Below are 18,420 nucleotides of genomic sequence, written 5' to 3'. Positions count from 1 at the left end.
TTCCTTATTATTATTTCACTAAACTGCCGCGCACACCTGCGCATACCAAATGTAAACGGCGATAACATAATCTCAGATAATGGCCTGTTTTCCATGCCAATTCAAGCGCTAACACCGAATTTAAGTCAACCCCTTAAATCACCAATGGAATTAGAAGATGCCCATTCCAAGACCTGCCGCAAAACTTAGCCCCAACTCTTCCGCCCGTTCCAAATCCTCTGCCTGCGGTGGTCCTCGCACGATCAGTGGCTCCGCCACCGGTGATAAGGGATAACCCTTCACTATCCGCTCGAGCTGGCGAACCGCCCCGCTGCCATCATTGCCGCAACTCACTATCAGCATATAGGGGCGAGCCAGGGTACCGGGCTCACAGGGGTAAAAGGTGCGATCAAAGAAATCCTTCATGCCCCCGGAGAGATAACCAAAGTTTTCCGGTGTAACGAATAACACACCATCACACCGTTTCAGGTCATCGCTGCCGGCGGCCATGGCACGTTTCAATGTCACGTGCACTTCAGCTTCTTCGCTGGCGGCCCGCGCAGCGGCCTCCGCCAAGCATTGCGCACTGCCCGACTGGGTATGAAATACGATCAGCAATTCCTTCAAGCCGCCCCCTTTTGGCTGGTGCTATACTGCCGCCAGCCATCTTTTCAAAACACGATAATAATGGACTGCACCTTCCTCATGACGCAACACAGCAGCAAAGCCAACAAACAGTTACTGACAGACTTTCAGAGCGCGCTAGCCCGCCGCTTGCAGGGCGAAAACGTTGATATACGCCGCTTTTTTCACCCTGATATCGCCTGGCACTTTCCAAAATCAACCGCTGCGGCCTCCAGTGGGAGCGACCACTATGGCATTGACGCCGTGATGGCAATGTTTGGCGGCGACGTGGATACTTTTTACCAGCCGGGCACGATGAAGTTTCATTACCACGCGCTGACCGCCGAAGAAGACCGTGTGCACATGCACTTCAGCCTGGAAGCCAAAGCAGTGAATGGACGGGATTACTACAACGATTATCAGAGCCTGTTCCGCTTTGCTGACGGCAAAATTATCGAAGTATGGGAATACTTCGACACGGCCTACCTGTTTAGCGTATTTGAAAACTGAGCGCGGTCTTCATTCGCCCATAACAACGCCGTTGGCCAGCAGTTCACGCTGGTACTCATCGGCTACACCCAGCTCCGCAAGAATGGCCATGGTATCGTGCCCGCTCGGCACCGCTGAAGCGGGTTCACCCCCGTCGGTACGACTGAAACGCGGCGCTGTGCGTGGCTGCCACACCCCGTCCTTCACAACAATCGAATTCCGCGCCCGATTATGCGGGTGATCCTTGACTTCATCCATGCTCAACACCGGTGTTACGCAAGCATCACAATCGGCAAAATGAGCTTCCCAATGATCTCTGTCGTGCTGCAGAAATGCTTCTGCGATCCGCTCCTTCATCGCCGGCCACTGCGCCATGTCATACTGGTTAGGCAATTCGTCCGCCAACCCGAGGCGCTCCACAAAGACCTGATAAAACTGTGACTCAAGCGCCCCAACAGCCATAAAGCCACCGTCACGGGTTTGGTAAACCTCATAAAAGGGCGCGCCGCCGTCAATCATGTTGGTGCCGCGTTCACCCCAGTATCCGGTTTGCCAGGCTGAGAATAGCGAGGTCATCAGCAGCGAGGCACCATCAACCATCGCCGCATCCACCACCTGCCCTTTACCACTCCCCTTAGCTTCAAGTAGCGCACAGACCATCCCGAAGGCCAGTAACATGCCGCCGCCACCAAAATCACCCACCAGATTCAGCGGAATTGCCGGCTTTTCTCCCGCCCGCCCCATGGGGTGAAGAGCGCCGGCAATCGCAATGTAATTGATATCGTGGCCGGCTCGATTCGACAGCGGGCCATCCTGCCCAAAACCCGTCATTCGACCGTAGACCAAGCGTGGGTTAGCCCGCAGGCAATCGTCAGGGCCGAGCGTATACTTTTCCAGCACTCCGGGCCGAAAGCCTTCGATGAAACCATCCGCACTCGCAATCAGCTGCTGCACCAGTGCGACGCCACCTTCTTTCTTGAGATCAATACAAATACAGCGCTTGCCGCGATTGAGGAAATCCAATTCCGTCTGATTGGCGAACATCGATCCGCCCGGCCGCTCGATGCGAATAACATCAGCCCCCATGTCGGCGAGCAGCATAGCTGCAAATGGTCCCGGTCCGATCCCCGCAACTTCAATTATCCGTAAGCCCGCTAGCGGCCCCATCACACAACTCCTTTTACGACTGCGGTATTCAGATATTGCCAGCTAAACCAACAGTCATGTTATTAAAATTTTTACCGTGATAGTGTTTCCGGCTTTAGAAAAGCATACGGAATAAATGCCATGAGCGAAATAAACCGTCAGTGGATTTTCAACCAAAGACCCCAGGGTTTTGTGGACACCGACACATTTACCTATCACGAAGCACCGCTACCTGAGCCCGATCTCGCCGCCGGCGAGGTTTTGATCAAAACCCTCTACTTGAGTTTTGACCCAGCCATGCGCGGCTGGATGGACGACAAACCCAGCTATCTGCCTCCAGTTGAAATTGGCAGCCCGATGCGGGCCTCAGGCATTGGTCAGGTTGTTGCCTCGCAACGCGATGACTTGCCAACAGGCTCACTGGTAATGGGCTTCCTCAACTGGCAGGAATACCTCTGCGTAGATGCCAACGAGGCGACCAGCCTGAACCGGCTGCCCGATGGCACACCACCGGCAATGGCACTGTCGGCCTTTGGCGGCACCAGCATGACGGCCTATTTTGGCTTGCTCGACGTGGGCCAACCCAAGGCAGGTGACACTGTGCTGGTTTCAGGCGCAGCAGGAGCAACAGGCTCCGTCGTCTGCCAGATAGCCAAACTCAAGGGCTGTCGCGTTATTGGCATTGCCGGCGGCCGGGAAAAATGCGATTGGCTAAAAGCCGAATGTGGCGTCGACGAGACCATTGATTATCGCGCAGACGACGTGGGTGCGGTACTGGCTGATATCGCCCCGATGAGTATCAACCTGTTTTTTGACAATGTCGGCGGCTCGATACTCGAAGCTGCCATTGATCAGATGGCGGATCACAGCAGCATTGTGCTCTGTGGCGCGATTGCAGGCTATAACGATGCAACCCCAGCGCCCGGACCGCGAAATCTGATGACACTGATTGCTCGCCGAATTCGTATGCAGGGCTTTATCATGCTGGATTATCTGGATCAGCTTGAACGCTTCCAGAACGAGTTTGGTGGCTGGGTCATGGAGGGAAAAATCAAGACCCGCGAAGATATTCAGGAGGGCTTTGAAAACATACCCGCCACGCTTGCCCGTCTGTTCGAAGGCAAAAATACAGGCAAGCAATTACTGCGGCTCGCCGATCCTGCTTGATCAAGGTAATTTTGACAAAGCACCGGCTGGGAATTCAGCAGTTCCCGGCCCACACTTTTCGCTTAGCACTACCACCGACAACCCCGAAGAGACCTATTCATGAAGTATCTCCACACCATGGTGCGCATCAGCGACATTGATGCCAGCCTTCATTTTTACTGCAATCTGCTTGGTATGAAGGAAATCTCCCGTTACGACAGCGAAAAGGGACAGTTCACTCTGATCTTCCTGGCAGCGCCTGACGATGAGGCCCAGGCCCAGGACGAAAAACGACCCACTATCGAGCTGACCTACAATTGGCAGCCCGAAAGTTACAGTGGCGGACGTAACTTTGGCCACCTGGCATTTGCCGTAGACAACATCTACGACACCTGCCAGAAACTCCAGGACGGTGGCGTTACCATTAACCGCCCTCCCCGTGATGGCCATATGGCCTTTGTTCGCTCGCCCGACGATATCTCCGTAGAGCTACTACAAAAAGGCGACGCCCTGCCGCCCCAAGAGCCCTGGGCTTCTGCACCCAACATCGGCGAGTGGTGATGACTGCCTGCAAACCAAAGCAGTTCCTGGACTAACTCGCTAGACCGCGCGCGAAAAATTGCCGGCGGCCCCCGATTGCAAAACTAATAACTATTAGTCAATATCAGGGCAATAATAATCAGCGCATATCTGGAGCCACATCATGAGCTGCCCTCATCTCAACCTACTCAATCCCGACGTCTACCGGGATGGCATTCCGCACGATCATTTCGCCCAACTGCGCAAAGAGCGACCGGTTTATTGGCAGGATGATCCCCTTACAGGGGTCGGCTACTGGGTGGTCACCAAATACGATGATCTCCAGTATATTTCCAAGCATCCGGAGATTTTCTCGTCGGCAGAACGCACTGCGCTGGCAACAGAAATGTCCGAGGAAGAAGTTGCCATGCAACGTATCATGATGCTGAACATGGACCCACCAGACCACTTGAAGTATCGACGCATCGTCAATAAGGCCTTCATTCCCAAGGTAGTAGAAGAGAAATTGGCCCATATTCGCGACATGGCCAAAACCATAGTTGACGCCGTAGCCCAGCGCGGCGAATGCGAGTTTGTGTCAGAAGTGGCTGCAGAGCTGCCACTCCAGGTCATTTGCGAGTTAATGGGTGTCGCCCACGACGATCGTCACATGATATTCCACAACACCAACATCATGATCGGCGCCGACGACCCGGATCTGTCCACAACCGCCGACGAGGGCATGATGGCGGCCGCAGAGATCTACACCTACGGCTATAAGATTCTTGAAAACCATCGCAAACATCCGGGCAACAACCTGATAGATATGCTGGTCACCGGCACGGTGGACGGCGAACAGCTCAGCGACGACGAATTTGCCCAGTTTTTCCTGCTCCTGCTGGTCGCGGGGAACGAAACGACCCGTACCGTAACGGCCAACGGTATGAAGCTACTGATCGAGCACCCTGAACAGCATCAGGAGCTGATTGACAATCCCTCCCTGATTCCCAATGCCATCGAAGAGTTTTTGCGCTATGAACCTGCAGTGATGCAATTTCGTCGCACGACGAAATCGGATGTGGAATTGGGTGGCCAGCAGATGAAAAAAGGCGACAAGGTCGTCATGTACTACACCTCGGCAAACCGAGATGAAGACTACTTCAACAGCCCGGATGTATTCGATATCCACCGTGACAACGCCAAAGAGCATCGCTCATTCGGAATTGGCGAGCACTTTTGCCTGGGCTCTCACCTGGCCCGTCTGGAATTGCGGGTGATGTTTGAGGAAATCATCCCACGGCTGCGCAACCCTAGATTTGCCGAGAAACCCAATTACATGCGCTCCGCCTTCCTGAACAGCATGAAAACAATGCCCATCACATTCGACCCCGAAACCGCGTGAAATCCAGTGCGCCGGACACGCTGAAAAGCGCGTGTTCGGCAGCATTTCACCCGCGGGTTGAAATAGCGTAGACATTGACTAAGCTCAAGTAAGTCAACGACTTTTCTGGGCTCGCAATGAAATCAAAACTAAACAGACTCTATCGCCAGATCAAGCAGTCTGTGAACGACCCACAAGAACGACAACAGCTACTCAATATAGCCGAGCGCTACTGGGACATCATTGACCGCGAGGAATTTCGGCAGCGCGCCGCAAAGGATTTGCTCGACATCACCCGGCGCCATCTGGCACTGGCCGCCACCCGTCGCGGTGACGCCCTCAAACTCGATATCAGGGAAGACCCCGAAAGAGGCATTCTGCTCTTTGAGATGGTGGCCGAAGATCGCCCATTTATTTTCGACTCCCTGTCTAATCTGGTCTACGACAGCGGTTATATCCCCCTGCAGTCAAACCACCCCATTCTCTGGGTGAAGCGCAACGGGCGGGGACAACTGCAGGACATTACCGCCCTCGATAAGAAAGATCAGGAAACTACCGACTATCAGGCCGAATCCTTCGTACGCTACGAGCTGGAACCCGGCGCCAACGCCCTTCCTGCGAGCAAACTGAAAGCACGCGTAAAGGAAACCCTGGCAAATATCAAAGTGGTGGTGGCGGACTGGCAGGCAATGTGCGACAAAGCCCTCGAGCTACAGACGCATTACAACGCGACCAAGGCTCCACTGGCGCCGCGAGCCCGGCGCCAGGTCAGCAATTTTCTGCAGTGGATTGCCGGCAACAACCTTACTTTTATCGCCTACGTGCATTTATCGCTGCGCAGCGGCAGCCGGCCAACCCTCAATGTCGATCCCGGAAGCAGACTCGGCCTACCACTGGACGCAGCTCCGTGGGAGCATATCGCAGACCCGGAAGAACGCCAGCGCACGCTGGAGCGCTACCTGGCCAGCGAACGCATCTTAACCATTACCAAATCGACTGAACTGTCTCCGGTACGTCGCTTTGTACCGATGGACTATATCGCGATCAAGGATTTCGACGAAAAAGGAAAACTCAAAGGTGAGCATCGATTCTACGGTCTGATGACACGCGCGGCCTACAACAGCCGGGCGCTCGACATTCCCTTGCTCAAAGACCGCATTGAAGCGGTCATGGCAAAAGCACATTTCCCCAGAGGCAGCCACAACGCCAAAATGCTGCTTCAGATACTGGAAACCTTCCCCCGCGACGAACTGTTCCAGAGCAGCACCCGCAGCCTGTTCTCCATGTCGATGGGAATTCTCGCCATTGAAGAACACAATCGCGTACGGGTGTTCAGCCGCTCCGACCCCTTCCATCGCTACTATTCGATTCTGGTTTATATTCCGCGCGAATATTACAGTCAGGCCGTGCGCGAAAAAATACAAAATGTCGTCTCTACCGTGCTTAACGCCGCAAGCTGCGAATTCAATATTTACTTCACCGACTCACGGATGGCTCGCCTGCATTTAATCGTCAGGATGCAACCAGAATCACCGCAACGGGTAGACGGAAAGGCGCTGGAAGAACTCATCAGCGGCATAACAGAAAGCTGGCATAGTAAACTGAAAAGCCAACTGCTGGAGAAATACTCTCGCAAAGAGGCAGTATCGATCTATCGCTACTATCACGAGGGTTTCAGCCCGTCCTATATGGCCAAAACGGACGTTGCCAAAGCGCTGACCGACATTGAACATCTGGAGCGCCTGCATCACTCAGAATCACCGGTATCGGTACGTCTTCATCGCGATATTTCCCGTCTAGAAAACCGGGTAGAGCTACGGTGCTATTTCAAAACCCATCCCCTGCCACTATCAGACATTCAACCAAGGCTAAACAATCTGGGCTTGCGTCTGCTGCTGGAAGATCTCTATCCAATTCAGGCAAGTGATGGCACACGCTATTGGGTGCAGGATTTCCGCGCCGAAGTGGCGGTGAATGTGAACCAGCTGTTCTGGCATGACGCCACGCAGTTCGAGCAGGCGTTTGTTGCCATCTATGAAGGCCTGTGCGACGACGACGATTTCAATCGACTATTAATCAGCGCCGATGTGAACTGGCGCGAAGCGGGCCTGCTGCGCACCTACTGCCGATACCTGAAACAGCTTGGTAACAATTTCGAACAGCAGTATCTCAGTCGACTTTTGGTAGAGCACGGCAGCCTGTCGCGACTGTTGATCGATCTGTTTCACTCCCGCTTCGACCCCGCAGTCAAAGAGCGTGAACAACGCTGCCAAAAGCTGATCGAGCAGATGGACTTTGCGCTGGAAGACGTGCAGAGCCTGGATGCAGATCGTTTATTCCGCTCACTCAAGCACTGTCTTCTGGCCACAATGCGCACTAACTACTACCTGGAGCCTCGCAACCCGGTTTATGTTCTGAAGCTGTCTCCGAGACAGATTCCCGATGCGCCAGAACCAAGACCGCGCTACGAAATATGGGTGCACTCTCCTCAATTTGAAGCTGTGCATCTGCGCGGAGACAAGGTCGCCAGAGGTGGCCTGCGCTGGTCTGATCGCCCCGAAGACTTCCGCACGGAAGTGCTCGGTTTGGTGAAATCCCAGATGGTAAAAAACGCCGTGATTGTCCCGGTAGGCGCAAAAGGGGGATTTGTCTGTCGTCAATTGCCAGTCAATGGAGATCGCAACGCGATTCAAGAGGAAGTGATCGCCTGTTACAAAGCCTTTATTCGAGGCATGCTCAGCATTACGGACAATCTGGTGAAAAACCGGATATCCCGCCCCTCTAAACTGGTCTACCACGATGATGACGACCCCTATCTGGTTGTCGCAGCAGACAAAGGCACCGCAGCGTTTTCAGACATTGCCAACAGCATCTCGGAGGAATTCAATTTCTGGATAGGCGATGCCTTTGCCTCAGGCGGGTCTAACGGCTACGACCACAAGAAAATGGGCATCACAGCCAAAGGGGGCTGGGAGGCGGTGAAACGTCATTTTCGCGAAATGGGACGCGATATCCAACGGGAAAGTTTCAGCGTTGTGGGTATAGGCGATATGGCTGGGGATGTGTTTGGCAATGGCATGCTGCTGTCAAAGCATATCTGCCTGAAAGCCGCGTTCAACCATTTGCATATCTTTATAGATCCCAACCCCAACCCATCTACATCATGGAAAGAACGCAAACGTCTGTTTTCCCTGCCGCGCTCAACTTGGGAAGATTACGATGGCCGAGTACTGTCGAAAGGCGCGGCCATTTTTTCGCGCAAGGACAAACGAGTCACCCCCAGCAGGGAAGCCTGCGAAGCGCTGGCACTGGAACCGCGTGATTACACCCCTGATGAGCTGATCCACGCCTTGCTGAAAGCCCCCGTCGATCTTCTCTGGAACGGTGGTATCGGCACCTATGTAAAGGCCGAAAACGAGACCCATCAGCAGGTAGGCGACCGCGCCAATGATGCCATTCGCGTCAACGGCAATGAGCTGCGCTGCGCTGTTGTCGGTGAAGGTGGCAATCTTGGCTTGACGCAGGCCGGGCGCATTGAGTTTTGTCGCAATGGCGGTCGCTGCAACTCCGATTTTATCGACAACTCAGCCGGTGTCGATTCCTCCGATAACGAGGTTAATATCAAAATTCTCCTAAATCAGCTGATCGCCGAGGGCAAGCTCGACACCAAGCAGCGCAATGCCCTGCTGCGCAAGATGACCCGCGATGTAGAACACAATGTGCTGCGCAACAACTACCTGCAAACCCAGGCAATCAGCATGTTATCTGCCCAGGCGCCGGAGCGTCTTGGTGAGCAGGCGGAACTGATCCGCATTCTGGAGCGCGACGCTGGGCTGGATCGCAAACTGGAAAACCTGCCCGATGAAAAAACACTGCAGGCTAGACGCACCGCAGGTGAAGGCCTGACCCGGCCTGAACTGGCCAACCTGATGTCCTGGGCGAAAATTCACATCAACAAGCTGCTGCTGGAATCCGACGTACCGGAAGATCCTTACTTGTCACAGGAGCTCGAACGTTACTTTCCCCCACAATTAGGACAACACTATGGCAGTGCCCTGCCCAAGCACCGGCTGAAGCGCGAAATCATCTGTACCGTGGTAACCAATAGTCTGGTTAATCGAATGGGCAATGCCTTTGCGCATCGTCTCAATGACGAGCTCGGCAACAGCTTTGAAGATATGGCGCGCGCCTACACCATAGCGCGAGACCTGTTTCAGGTACGCGAACTGTGGGACGCTATCGAAACACTGGACAATAAAGTCGATGATGCCTCGCAGCTGAGAATGATGCTGGAAATCCGCCGCCTGATAAAACACATCACGTTGTGGCTACTGAACAGCAAACAGAGCCTTACCGATATTCGCTGCCTGATTGAGCGCTACCGCCCCGAGGTTGAGCTGCTGCGCGACAACATGGACAGTTACCTGTGCCAGCATGAACTGGCACTTATGCAAGAAAAACTGAGCCAGCTTTTTGCGCAGGGCGTGCCGGAGAAAATCGCCCGCCCCGTCGTGCTACTCAAAGCGCTCTACGCCGCCCCCGACATTACCTGGCTGAAGGAGCAAACCGGCGGTAACGCCAACACCCTGGCCCAAATCTACTTCAGGCTGGCAGATAGCCTGCAGATCACCTGGGTGCGCCGTCAGATTGACGCCCTGAAGGCAGAAACCCGCTGGCATGCTCTGGCACGCAATGCTCTGCGCGACGACCTCTATCAGCGGCACCGCGATCTGTGCGCCAAAGTATCCGGAGAATTGGCCCTCAAAGAGCCCATTGTCGAACAGATTGATCTGTGGATTGAGCAACACCGTGTACAGACTGAATACCTGCGCGATCTGATCACTGAAGTTCAAAGCGGTCATCAGGCAGACTATATGAGCCTGTCGGTGATATTGCGCCAGCTTGGCCGCCTGGCGGCCTGATCTGCCACTTAAGGCCTTTTATCTACCCGACAGCGACGTTATCTCGTCGCTACTGTTTGTGTTAATAAGCTTATAAGGAACAAATCTTTCCCCCTTTCCCGGCACTTGGGTACCATGGCGCCCTGAATTGGCGGCAATGTCGCTAAACTCGCGCTGGCACAGGCATTTAGTGTAGAATTGCGCGCCTTCTAACACCGCTCCACCGCATTTTTCGGGATATTTTCGGGACAACGATGTACAGATACGATCAATACGACCGTCAGATCATCAACGAGCGGGTCGCCCAATTCAGGGATCAGACCCAACGCTATCTGGCTGGCGAAATCACGGATGAACAATTCCTGCCGCTGCGCCTGCAGAATGGGCTGTATATACAGCGACTAGCCCCGATGCTTCGCATCTGTATTCCCTACGGCACGCTGAATGCCACCCAGCTGCGCAAGCTGGCTGAAATCAGCCGCAAATATGACAAGGGCTACGGGCATTTCAGCACCCGGCAGAACATTCAGTTGAACTGGCCGAAACTGGAAGAAGTTCCAGATATTCTCGAGGATCTGGCGACGGTTGAAATGCACGCCATTCAAACCAGCGGCAACTGTATTCGCAACTTCACAGCTGATCAGTTTTCCGGTGTCGCCCAGGATGAAATTGAAGACGCCCGCCCCTGGTGTGAAATTTTGCGTCAGTGGGCAACCTTCCATCCCGAATTCGCATTCCTGCCGCGTAAATTCAAGATTGCCATCTGCGGCTCTAAGCGTGACCGCGCCGCTGTTGCCTTTCATGACATTGGGCTGGAAATTATCAAGGACGCCCAAGGCGAAACGGCCTTCAAGGTATTTGTTGGTGGCGGCCTGGGGCGCACCCCCGTCATTGGCGCACTGATACACGACTGCCTCCCTAAAGAGCATGTCATGTCGTATCTCGATGCCATATTGCGCGTCTACAACCAGCTGGGGCGTCGCGACAACAAGTACAAAGCTCGCATCAAAATACTGGTTAAAGCGATGGGCGCTGAAGCGTTCAAACAAAAGGTTGAGGAAGAATGGGCACACATCAAGGATGGCCCAATGACCTTGACCCAAGAAGCCATCGACCATGCTTTTACCTTTTTCCAACCGCCGGCCTACGAGGCAATTGATGCCGCCGCTGCACAATCGGCGCTCGACGACCAGCGACTGACTGATCCACGCTTTGCGGCATGGCTGAGCCACAATGTGGTTGCCCACAAACAGCCTGGCTACGCCATTGTTAATGTATCACTTAAAGAAACTGGCTTTGCCCCAGGAGACATTACCGCTGAACAGATGGAGGCCGTTGCCGAACTGAGCGAGCAATACGGTTTTGGTGAATTGCGCAGCACCCACGAACAGAACCTGGTATTGCCCGATATTCGCAAGACCGACCTGTTTGCGGTGTGGCAAAAACTGGATGCCCTGAGACTTGCTACGCCGGTTATTGGCACGCTCAATGATATGATCTGCTGCCCCGGCGGCGATTACTGCGCGCTGGCGAACGCCAAGTCAATTCCCGTGGCCGAAGCCATTCAACGCCGCTTTGACGACTTGGATTACCTTTACGACCTCGGCGAAATTGAGCTCAACATTTCCGGCTGCATGAACGCCTGTGGCCACCACCATATCGGCCATATAGGCATTCTTGGGGTGGACAAAAAAGGTCAGGAGTTTTATCAGGTATCGCTTGGCGGAAGCCAGAGCAATGATGCCGCGATAGGCAAGATTCTTGGCCCCTCCTTTGCTCAGGACGAAGTACCCGAAGTGATCAGCAAACTGCTGGAAACCTATGTTGCCAACCGAACCGAGGAAGAGCGCTTCCTGGACACCTACCGCCGTATAGGGATTGAGCCATTCAAGGAGCGTGTATATGCCTGACATCAAGATCATCAAGGACGGCGCCGTGGTAGCCGATGACTGGCAAGTTATCCGGGACACCAGCGAAGATCTGCCCCAGGGCAAAATTATTGTTCCTGCCCAGTACTGGCTCGACAACAAAAGCTCTCTAGACGCGCGCGGCGACGTCGCAGTGTGGCTTGCGAGTGACCAGTCGCCCAAAATACTCGGCGACACCATTGGTCACTTTGAATTGATTGCCGTCGATTTTCCGGCTTTTGGTGATGGCCGCGGTTTCAGCTATGGCCGCGAGCTGCGCGAACAGCACGGCTTTACTGGCGAACTGCGGGCTATTGGTAACTTTATGCGCGACCAACTGGCCTACCTTGGACGCTGCGGTTTTAACAGTTTTGCCCTGCAAAACACTGATGTCGATGCCGCCCTCAAAAGCCTGAAAGACTTTTCAGTGCATTACCAAACGTCGATAGACAACCCCCAGCCGTTGTTTCGCGCTCGCAGCTAACACCTCCTGTATCGGGCGCGGTTTCTACTGCATAGTAGACGCGCCCGCATTCCTCCCCAGTCAGGGCTGCGCTGCCCCGGCAATTGCCGTATCATCCAAAGTGTTGTTTTTTTGGGGACAATATTTGATGGCGCGGCTTCATATAACACGGTGCGCGACCTCGGGGTTTACCCGGTGAGCGGCATTACCACATCGTTTTTCCTGATCTTCGCCGGCGCTGCAGTAGTCGCGTCACTTGCACTCTACACCCGCCAACCCCTGATTATTGCTTATATCGTTCTTGGCGCACTGATCGGCCCCTACGGCATGGAGTGGGTCACAGACCTGAAATTGCTTGCCGATATTGCCGATGTTGGCATTCTGTTCCTGCTGTTCCTGCTCGGGCTCGACATGCAGCCACGCGCACTGATAGACACCATCCAGAAATCTACCGTGGTTGCTCTGCTGTCCTCTCTTCTATTTGCCGCCACCGGGTTCAGCATTGCCTATGCGTTCGGTTTTACGTTTATGGAGTGCCTGGTCATAGGCGCTGCCATGATGTTTTCCAGTACTATCATTGGTATCAAGCTGCTGCCTACCACCGTACTGCACCACAAGCACACCGGCGAGCTGATGATTGGCCTGCTATTGCTGCAGGATCTGATCGCGATTTTCGTCTTACTGCTATTGATGGCCTTGAGCCTGGGCGAGTTCAATGTCGCTGACTTCAGCCTGACGCTGCTGTCACTACCACTGTTAATAGCCTTTGCTTTCGGCGCTGTTCGGTGGGTCGTGCTACCACTCCTACGTCGCTTTGACCGATTTCACGAGTACATCTTTCTGGTGGCGCTGGGCTGGTGTCTCGGCTTGGCCGAGGCCGGCCATGCGTTGGGACTGTCTGCAGAAATTGGGGCGTTTTTGGCTGGCATCAGCCTAGCAACCAGCCCGATTTCTCAATACATTGCGGTAAACCTGAAACCGCTGCGTGACTTTTTCCTGATACTGTTTTTCTTTTCCCTAGGCGCGCGTTTTGATTTGAGCTTGATCCGCGAAGTGCTGGCAGCAGCGCTAGTCCTGGCAACGGTGATGCTCTGCATGAAGCCAGTGACATTCCGCTATTTGTTGCACGGGCTGAGTGAGCGCAACACGCTGGCATGGGATTTGGGGTTTCGACTAGGACAGGTCAGCGAGTTTTCGCTATTGATTGCTTACATGGCTGCAGGGGCGTCTATCATTGGGCGGGAGGCGTCTCACCTGATCCAGGCCACCACTATCATCACCTTCGTTGTATCGTCCTACATCGTTATCCTGAACTACCCGACGCCGATCGCCATTTCTGACAAACTGCGCCGGGACTGACGGCCGCCGCTAGAACGGCAGCACTTTTTTCAATGGTGAATCGCCATCCTTCGGCTTATCATCGTCGCCACCCTGCTCTCGAAATACCACCGAGAACGTCACTGGCACTGCTCGCGTTATCGATTTCAACCCGGCAATTTCCTGCAGTTTGTCCACGCCGGCGCCAAGACCAAAATCAGCCACCCGAATAAAGGCGGGCTCGACCGTGTAAACAGTGAAAGCACCTCCTGTACCCTTCACTATCCTTACCAGCAATTCCAGCCCCGCCTTTTTGCCGTGCAGATCAAGCTCACCCTTAAGGCGCCGCTGCTGAATATCACCCACCGCCATATCATTGATCGCATCCAGGTCAACGCTAGTGGTATAGGTTGCTTTCGGGAAGGACGTCACCTCAAATAGATGCTCCTTCATGCGCTTGTCGCGAATATCAATACGGGTATCGACGCTGCCCAGCTCGACCGTTATTTCTGCTTTTCCGGCCTTGTCGACAGTGCCGCCAAGGGTGGTAAAACGGTGCAATTCCGCCACGCTCTCGTTTTTGATACTGCCAAAATTGAGTTGCGAAACACTGTTATCCAAGGTCAGGTCAGCCGCGGCGGTGCAACTGACGAGCAGCAAGGGAAGCAGGCGTTTTTTCATTTTAATTCTCCAGCAATCAGCATAAGTAAAAATCCTACCATAAAAAAACCCGGCACTAGGCCGGGTTTTTGTGAGACAGGTCGCTGTTTACAGGGCAGCGTCAAGCTCGGGTACTGCTTCAAACAGATCCGCAACCAGACCGTAGTCTGCCACCTGAAAGATGGGAGCGTCTTCGTCTTTGTTGATCGCAACAATGACTTTACTGTCTTTCATGCCAGCCAAATGCTGAATTGCGCCAGAAATACCTACCGCGATGTACAGATCAGGGGCAACGATTTTACCCGTTTGACCAACCTGCATATCGTTAGGTACGAAGCCGGCGTCAACCGCAGCGCGCGAAGCACCTACAGCAGCACCCAGCTTGTCGGCAACTTTGTACAGCATTTCGAAGTTGTCACCGTTTTGCATGCCACGACCGCCAGAAACAACGATGCTGGCTGCAGTCAGGTCAGGACGATCGCTTTCCGCAATCTCTTCCTTCACAAACTCTGATTTGCCAGCGTCTTTCGCAACATCAACAGCCTCTACCGCTGCCGAACCACCTTCTGCGGCAACCGCATCAAAGGCCGTGGTACGCACAGTGATCACTTTGATAGCGTCTGCAGATTGCACAGTGGCGATAACGTTACCAGCGTAAATCGGACGCTTGAATGTATCTGCGTCTTCAACAGCGATAATTTCAGAAATCTGAGCTACATCCAGCAACGCTGCCACACGCGGCATGAAGTTCTTGCCTGTGGTGGTCGCTGGTGCCAGAACGTGGCTGTAGTCTTTGCCCAGCTCGGCGACCAGATCGCCCAGATTTTCTGCCAGCTGGTGTCCGTATGCTGCATTGTCGGCAACCAGTACTTTGGCAACACCGTCAATCTTGGCAGCAGCATCGCCTGCGGCGCCGCAACCTTCACCGGCAACCAGTACGGCAATATCTCCACCGATAGCTTTCGCCGCAGCAACAGTGCTCAGCGTGGCGCCCTTGATTTCTGCATTGTCGTGTTCAGCAACTACCAGAATACTCATGAGATCACCTTCGCTTCGTTCTTCAGTTTGTCTACCAGCTCAGCCACGGTCTCAACCTTGATACCAGCCTGGCGCTCGGCCGGCGGCTCAACTTTCAGGGTTTTCACACGGGGAGCCACATCAACGCCCAGGTCAGCCGGCGTGAGAGTATCAAGCGGCTTTTTCTTGGCTTTCATGATGTTGGGCAGAGAAGCGTAACGCGGTTCGTTCAAACGCAGGTCTGTGGTAACAACTGCTGGCAGGTTCAATTTAACAGTCTGCAAGCCGCCATCGATTTCACGGGTAACGCTTACAGAGTCGCCATCGATCGCCACTTCAGAGGCAAAGGTGCCCTGACCCATACCGGCCAGCGCAGCCAGCATCTGGCCAGTCTGGTTGTTGTCACCGTCGATTGACTGTTTGCCCAGAATAACCAGCTGCGGCTCTTCTTTGTCGACAACAGCTTTGAGCAGTTTGGCAATTGCCAAAGGCTGCAGGTCTTCGTCGGACTCAACCAGAATACCGCGATCTGCGCCCAGCGCCAGCGCTGTGCGAATCTGTTCCTGGCAGTTCTTCGCGCCCAGAGAAACGGCAACCACTTCCGTGGCAATACCCTTTTCTTTCAGGCGAACGGCTTCTTCGACCGCAATCTCGCAGAACGGGTTAATGGACATTTTAACGTTGTTCAGGTCTGGACCAGAGCCATCGGACTTGGGTCTAACCTTGACGTTGTAATCAACGACACGTTTGACAGCAACAAGAACCTTCATGGATTCCCCATTTTCTGTTCATCTAAGGTGAGAAAGTGATGCCATGACCAGCTGGTGGAACCCTGGCACCGGTGTAAAAATCGGGAGGTATCTTGACGTTTCTGACAGTCAAGGTCAATAAACGCGACGCATTTAGCGGATTTATAACCTTTATTCGGGGGGTATCTACGGCATTTTTTCGTCGCGGGCTGAAAAATCAAAGAAAACACGCTAAGTTGTTGACTGCGAAGCGATATTATATTCCAAGCCAGCGACCAGCAAAGCTCGCATTTGCACAACCAGACATTGTAGACCGGTGGTGTTTTACGGCCTCAGTCAGTATACTCTGCGGCCTTCCAAATGCAGCTTTCCCCTTGATTTGGCTGTATTTACTGATTCAGAAGAGGAGTTCAATCGTGGAACGCGAATCGATGGAATTTGATGTACTGATCGTGGGTGCTGGTCCGGCCGGACTTTCAGCGGCCTGCAAGATCAGACAACTCAGCGAAAGCACCGGTAAAGATATAAGCGTTTGCGTGGTTGAAAAAGGCTCTGAAGTCGGCGCCCATATCCTGTCAGGCGCGGTTTTTGAGCCCACCGCACTGAACGAACTCTTCCCGGACTGGAAAGAGAAAGGCGCACCGCTTGAGACTGAAGTCACTGGCGATGACATCTACTATATGACCAGCGAGGAAAAGGCCATTAAGGTTCCCGGCTTCGCGGTTCCGAAAACCATGCACAATGAAGGCAACTACATCATCAGCTTGGGCAACCTGTGCCGCTGGCTGGCCGAGCAAGCCGAAGGCATGGGCGCAGAAATCTACCCAGGCTTTGCCGCCGCAGAAGTGCTGTACAACGAAGACGGCAGCGTAAAAGGCATTGCCACCGGCGACATGGGCATTGCCGCTGACGGCTCCCAGAAAGACTCCTACATGCCTGGCATGGAGCTGCACGCCAAGTACACCCTGTTCTCCGAGGGCTGTCGCGGTCACCTGGGCAAGCAACTTATTGAAAAATTCAACCTTGCCGAGGGCAAAGACCCACAACACTACGGCATCGGCATCAAAGAGCTTTGGAAAATCAACCCCGAGAAACACTCTCAGGGCAAGGTGGTGCACTCTACCGGCTGGCCTCTTTCTGAAAACGGCGCCTTCGGCGGCGGCTTCCTGTACCACATCGAGGACGACCAGGTTGCACTGGGCCTGATCACCGACCTGTGCTACGACAACCCGTACCTGAGCCCTTTTGAAGAATTTAACCGCTTCAAAACCCACCCTGTCATCAAGGATTTCCTGGAAGGCGGCGAACGCATCTCCTATGGCGCTCGCGCCATTGCCAAAGGCGGACTGCAGTCATTGCCCAAAATGACCTTCCCAGGTGGCTTGCTGATCGGTTGCGATGCCGGCACCCCGAACTTTGCCAAAATCAAAGGCAGCCATACCGCGATGAAATCTGGCATGCTGGCGGCAGAGGTCGTGCACAAGGCGATCACCGAACAGGAACGCGGCAGCGATGACCTGACCGAATACACCGAAGCCTTCAACAACTCCTGGTTGTACAAAGAGCTTTACCAGCAGCGCAACTTTGGCCCTGCGCAGCATAAATGGGGCAACCTCGTGGGCTCGGCCTACTCCTTTGTCGATATCAATATCTTCAATGGCAACCTCCCGTGGACCTTTGAAGACAAGAAGGCAGACCATGCAGCCATGAAGCCGGCCGCACAGAGCAAGGAGATCACCTATCCGAAGCCCGATGGCAAGCTCACCTTCGACCGACTGGCATCAGTGTTTCTCTCCAACACTAACCACGAAGAAGATCAACCCTGCCACCTGACGCTGAAAGACCCTGCGCTGCCAATTCGCGACAATCTGCCAACCTACGACGAGCCGGCGCAGCGTTACTGCCCTGCCGGTGTTTACGAAGTTGTAGACAACGAAGATGGCAGCAAACGCTTCCAGATCAACGGCCAGAACTGCGTCCACTGCAAAACGTGCGACATTAAAGATCCGGCGCAAAACATTGTGTGGGTAACACCGGAAGGCTTCGGCGGCCCCAACTACCCCAACATGTAACTGCCTAGCGCTCACTGCAAAGCCGCCTGCCCTTTCGGTCCGGCGGCTTT

The 18,420-nt window shown here is 54.0% G+C and carries 14 protein-coding genes; 9 read left to right on the top strand and 5 right to left on the bottom strand.

Annotation, left to right across the window (positions count from 1 at the left end; genetic code table 11):
- Window positions 1–150 precede the first annotated feature (150 nt).
- Window positions 151–606, bottom strand: a complete 456-nt coding sequence (locus tag AC222A_RS04115; protein WP_372749062.1) for a flavodoxin family protein — start codon at window positions 604–606, stop codon at window positions 151–153.
- Window positions 607–684: 78 nt separating this feature from the next.
- Here AC222A_RS04115 and AC222A_RS04110 point away from each other — a divergent pair, with 78 nt between their 5' ends.
- Complete coding sequence (locus AC222A_RS04110; protein WP_372749061.1) at window positions 685–1,113, top strand: nuclear transport factor 2 family protein; 429 nt, start codon at window positions 685–687, stop codon at window positions 1,111–1,113.
- 9 nt (window positions 1,114–1,122) lie between these two features.
- Here AC222A_RS04110 and AC222A_RS04105 read toward each other — a convergent pair whose 3' ends face one another.
- Window positions 1,123–2,259 (bottom strand): CaiB/BaiF CoA transferase family protein, encoded by a 1,137-nt coding sequence (locus AC222A_RS04105; RefSeq protein ID WP_372810605.1) that lies wholly within the window; start codon window positions 2,257–2,259, stop codon window positions 1,123–1,125.
- A 120-nt stretch (window positions 2,260–2,379) separates the two neighbouring features.
- Between AC222A_RS04105 and AC222A_RS04100 the strand changes: the two genes are divergently transcribed.
- The 7 genes from AC222A_RS04100 to AC222A_RS04070 all read left to right on the top strand — a co-directional run bounded on the left by AC222A_RS04100 (window position 2,380) and on the right by AC222A_RS04070 (window position 13,914).
- A complete protein-coding gene (locus AC222A_RS04100) occupies window positions 2,380–3,405 on the top strand; it encodes an NADP-dependent oxidoreductase (RefSeq protein WP_372749059.1) in 1,026 nt (341 codons plus the stop codon).
- Between the two features lie 99 nt (window positions 3,406–3,504).
- Window positions 3,505–3,945, top strand: coding sequence for a lactoylglutathione lyase (gene gloA / locus AC222A_RS04095; protein WP_372758743.1), 441 nt, complete (start codon window positions 3,505–3,507; stop codon window positions 3,943–3,945).
- Window positions 3,946–4,087: 142 nt separating this feature from the next.
- Window positions 4,088–5,305 carry a cytochrome P450 gene (locus AC222A_RS04090; protein ID WP_372798642.1) on the top strand — a complete coding sequence of 406 codons (1,218 nt, stop codon included), beginning with the start codon at window positions 4,088–4,090 and terminating at the stop codon, window positions 5,303–5,305.
- Window positions 5,306–5,421: 116 nt separating this feature from the next.
- Entirely contained in the window at window positions 5,422–10,206 is a 4,785-nt protein-coding gene (locus AC222A_RS04085; protein ID WP_486774657.1) for an NAD-glutamate dehydrogenase, read from the top strand.
- Window positions 10,207–10,439: 233 nt separating this feature from the next.
- Complete coding sequence (locus AC222A_RS04080) at window positions 10,440–12,095, top strand: nitrite/sulfite reductase (protein WP_372810463.1); 1,656 nt, start codon at window positions 10,440–10,442, stop codon at window positions 12,093–12,095.
- A complete protein-coding gene (locus AC222A_RS04075) occupies window positions 12,088–12,576 on the top strand; it encodes a DUF934 domain-containing protein (protein WP_372750428.1) in 489 nt (162 codons plus the stop codon). The genes AC222A_RS04080 and AC222A_RS04075 overlap by 8 nt, the downstream gene beginning before the upstream one ends.
- A gap of 174 nt (window positions 12,577–12,750) precedes the next feature.
- Entirely contained in the window at window positions 12,751–13,914 is a 1,164-nt protein-coding gene (locus tag AC222A_RS04070; RefSeq protein ID WP_372799546.1) for a cation:proton antiporter domain-containing protein, read from the top strand.
- Window positions 13,915–13,923: 9 nt separating this feature from the next.
- Here the strand turns inward: AC222A_RS04070 and AC222A_RS04065 are convergent, their stop codons facing one another.
- From AC222A_RS04065 to AC222A_RS04055, 3 genes are all read right to left on the bottom strand, one after another.
- A complete protein-coding gene (locus AC222A_RS04065; RefSeq protein ID WP_372810462.1) occupies window positions 13,924–14,553 on the bottom strand; it encodes a YceI family protein in 630 nt (209 codons plus the stop codon).
- Between the two features lie 87 nt (window positions 14,554–14,640).
- Window positions 14,641–15,570 carry an electron transfer flavoprotein subunit alpha/FixB family protein gene (locus AC222A_RS04060; RefSeq protein WP_372764786.1) on the bottom strand — a complete coding sequence of 310 codons (930 nt, stop codon included), beginning with the start codon at window positions 15,568–15,570 and terminating at the stop codon, window positions 14,641–14,643.
- Window positions 15,567–16,319: an electron transfer flavoprotein subunit beta/FixA family protein gene (locus AC222A_RS04055; RefSeq protein ID WP_372799542.1), complete on the bottom strand. Its 753-nt coding sequence runs from the start codon at window positions 16,317–16,319 to the stop codon at window positions 15,567–15,569. Before AC222A_RS04055 ends, AC222A_RS04060 begins: the two co-directional genes overlap by 4 nt.
- 395 nt (window positions 16,320–16,714) lie before the next feature.
- Here AC222A_RS04055 and AC222A_RS04050 point away from each other — a divergent pair, with 395 nt between their 5' ends.
- Window positions 16,715–18,370 (top strand): electron transfer flavoprotein-ubiquinone oxidoreductase, encoded by a 1,656-nt coding sequence (locus tag AC222A_RS04050; protein WP_486774656.1) that lies wholly within the window; start codon window positions 16,715–16,717, stop codon window positions 18,368–18,370.
- Window positions 18,371–18,420: the final 50 nt, after the last annotated feature.

This window comes from Litorivivens sp., from assembly GCF_057445395.1.
The sequence above is the reverse complement of the archived record's forward strand: the minus strand, read 5'-3'. Positions and strand labels throughout refer to the sequence as shown.

Bases quoted from the DNA above. Each gene is read 5' to 3' on its own strand.
- AC222A_RS04105 (WP_372810605.1), bottom strand. From the start codon at position 2,259: ATGGGGCCGCTAGCGGGCTTACGGATAATTGAAGTTGCGGGGATCGGA.
- AC222A_RS04060 (WP_372764786.1), bottom strand. From the start codon at position 15,570: ATGAGTATTCTGGTAGTTGCTGAACACGACAATGCAGAAATCAAGGGC.
- AC222A_RS04065 (WP_372810462.1), bottom strand. From the start codon at position 14,553: ATGAAAAAACGCCTGCTTCCCTTGCTGCTCGTCAGTTGCACCGCCGCG.
- AC222A_RS04110 (WP_372749061.1), top strand. From the start codon at position 685: ATGACGCAACACAGCAGCAAAGCCAACAAACAGTTACTGACAGACTTT.
- gloA (WP_372758743.1), top strand. From the start codon at position 3,505: ATGAAGTATCTCCACACCATGGTGCGCATCAGCGACATTGATGCCAGC.
- AC222A_RS04085 (WP_486774657.1), top strand. From the start codon at position 5,422: ATGAAATCAAAACTAAACAGACTCTATCGCCAGATCAAGCAGTCTGTG.
- AC222A_RS04090 (WP_372798642.1), top strand. From the start codon at position 4,088: ATGAGCTGCCCTCATCTCAACCTACTCAATCCCGACGTCTACCGGGAT.
- AC222A_RS04100 (WP_372749059.1), top strand. From the start codon at position 2,380: ATGAGCGAAATAAACCGTCAGTGGATTTTCAACCAAAGACCCCAGGGT.
- AC222A_RS04055 (WP_372799542.1), bottom strand. From the start codon at position 16,319: ATGAAGGTTCTTGTTGCTGTCAAACGTGTCGTTGATTACAACGTCAAG.
- AC222A_RS04075 (WP_372750428.1), top strand. From the start codon at position 12,088: ATGCCTGACATCAAGATCATCAAGGACGGCGCCGTGGTAGCCGATGAC.
- AC222A_RS04080 (WP_372810463.1), top strand. From the start codon at position 10,440: ATGTACAGATACGATCAATACGACCGTCAGATCATCAACGAGCGGGTC.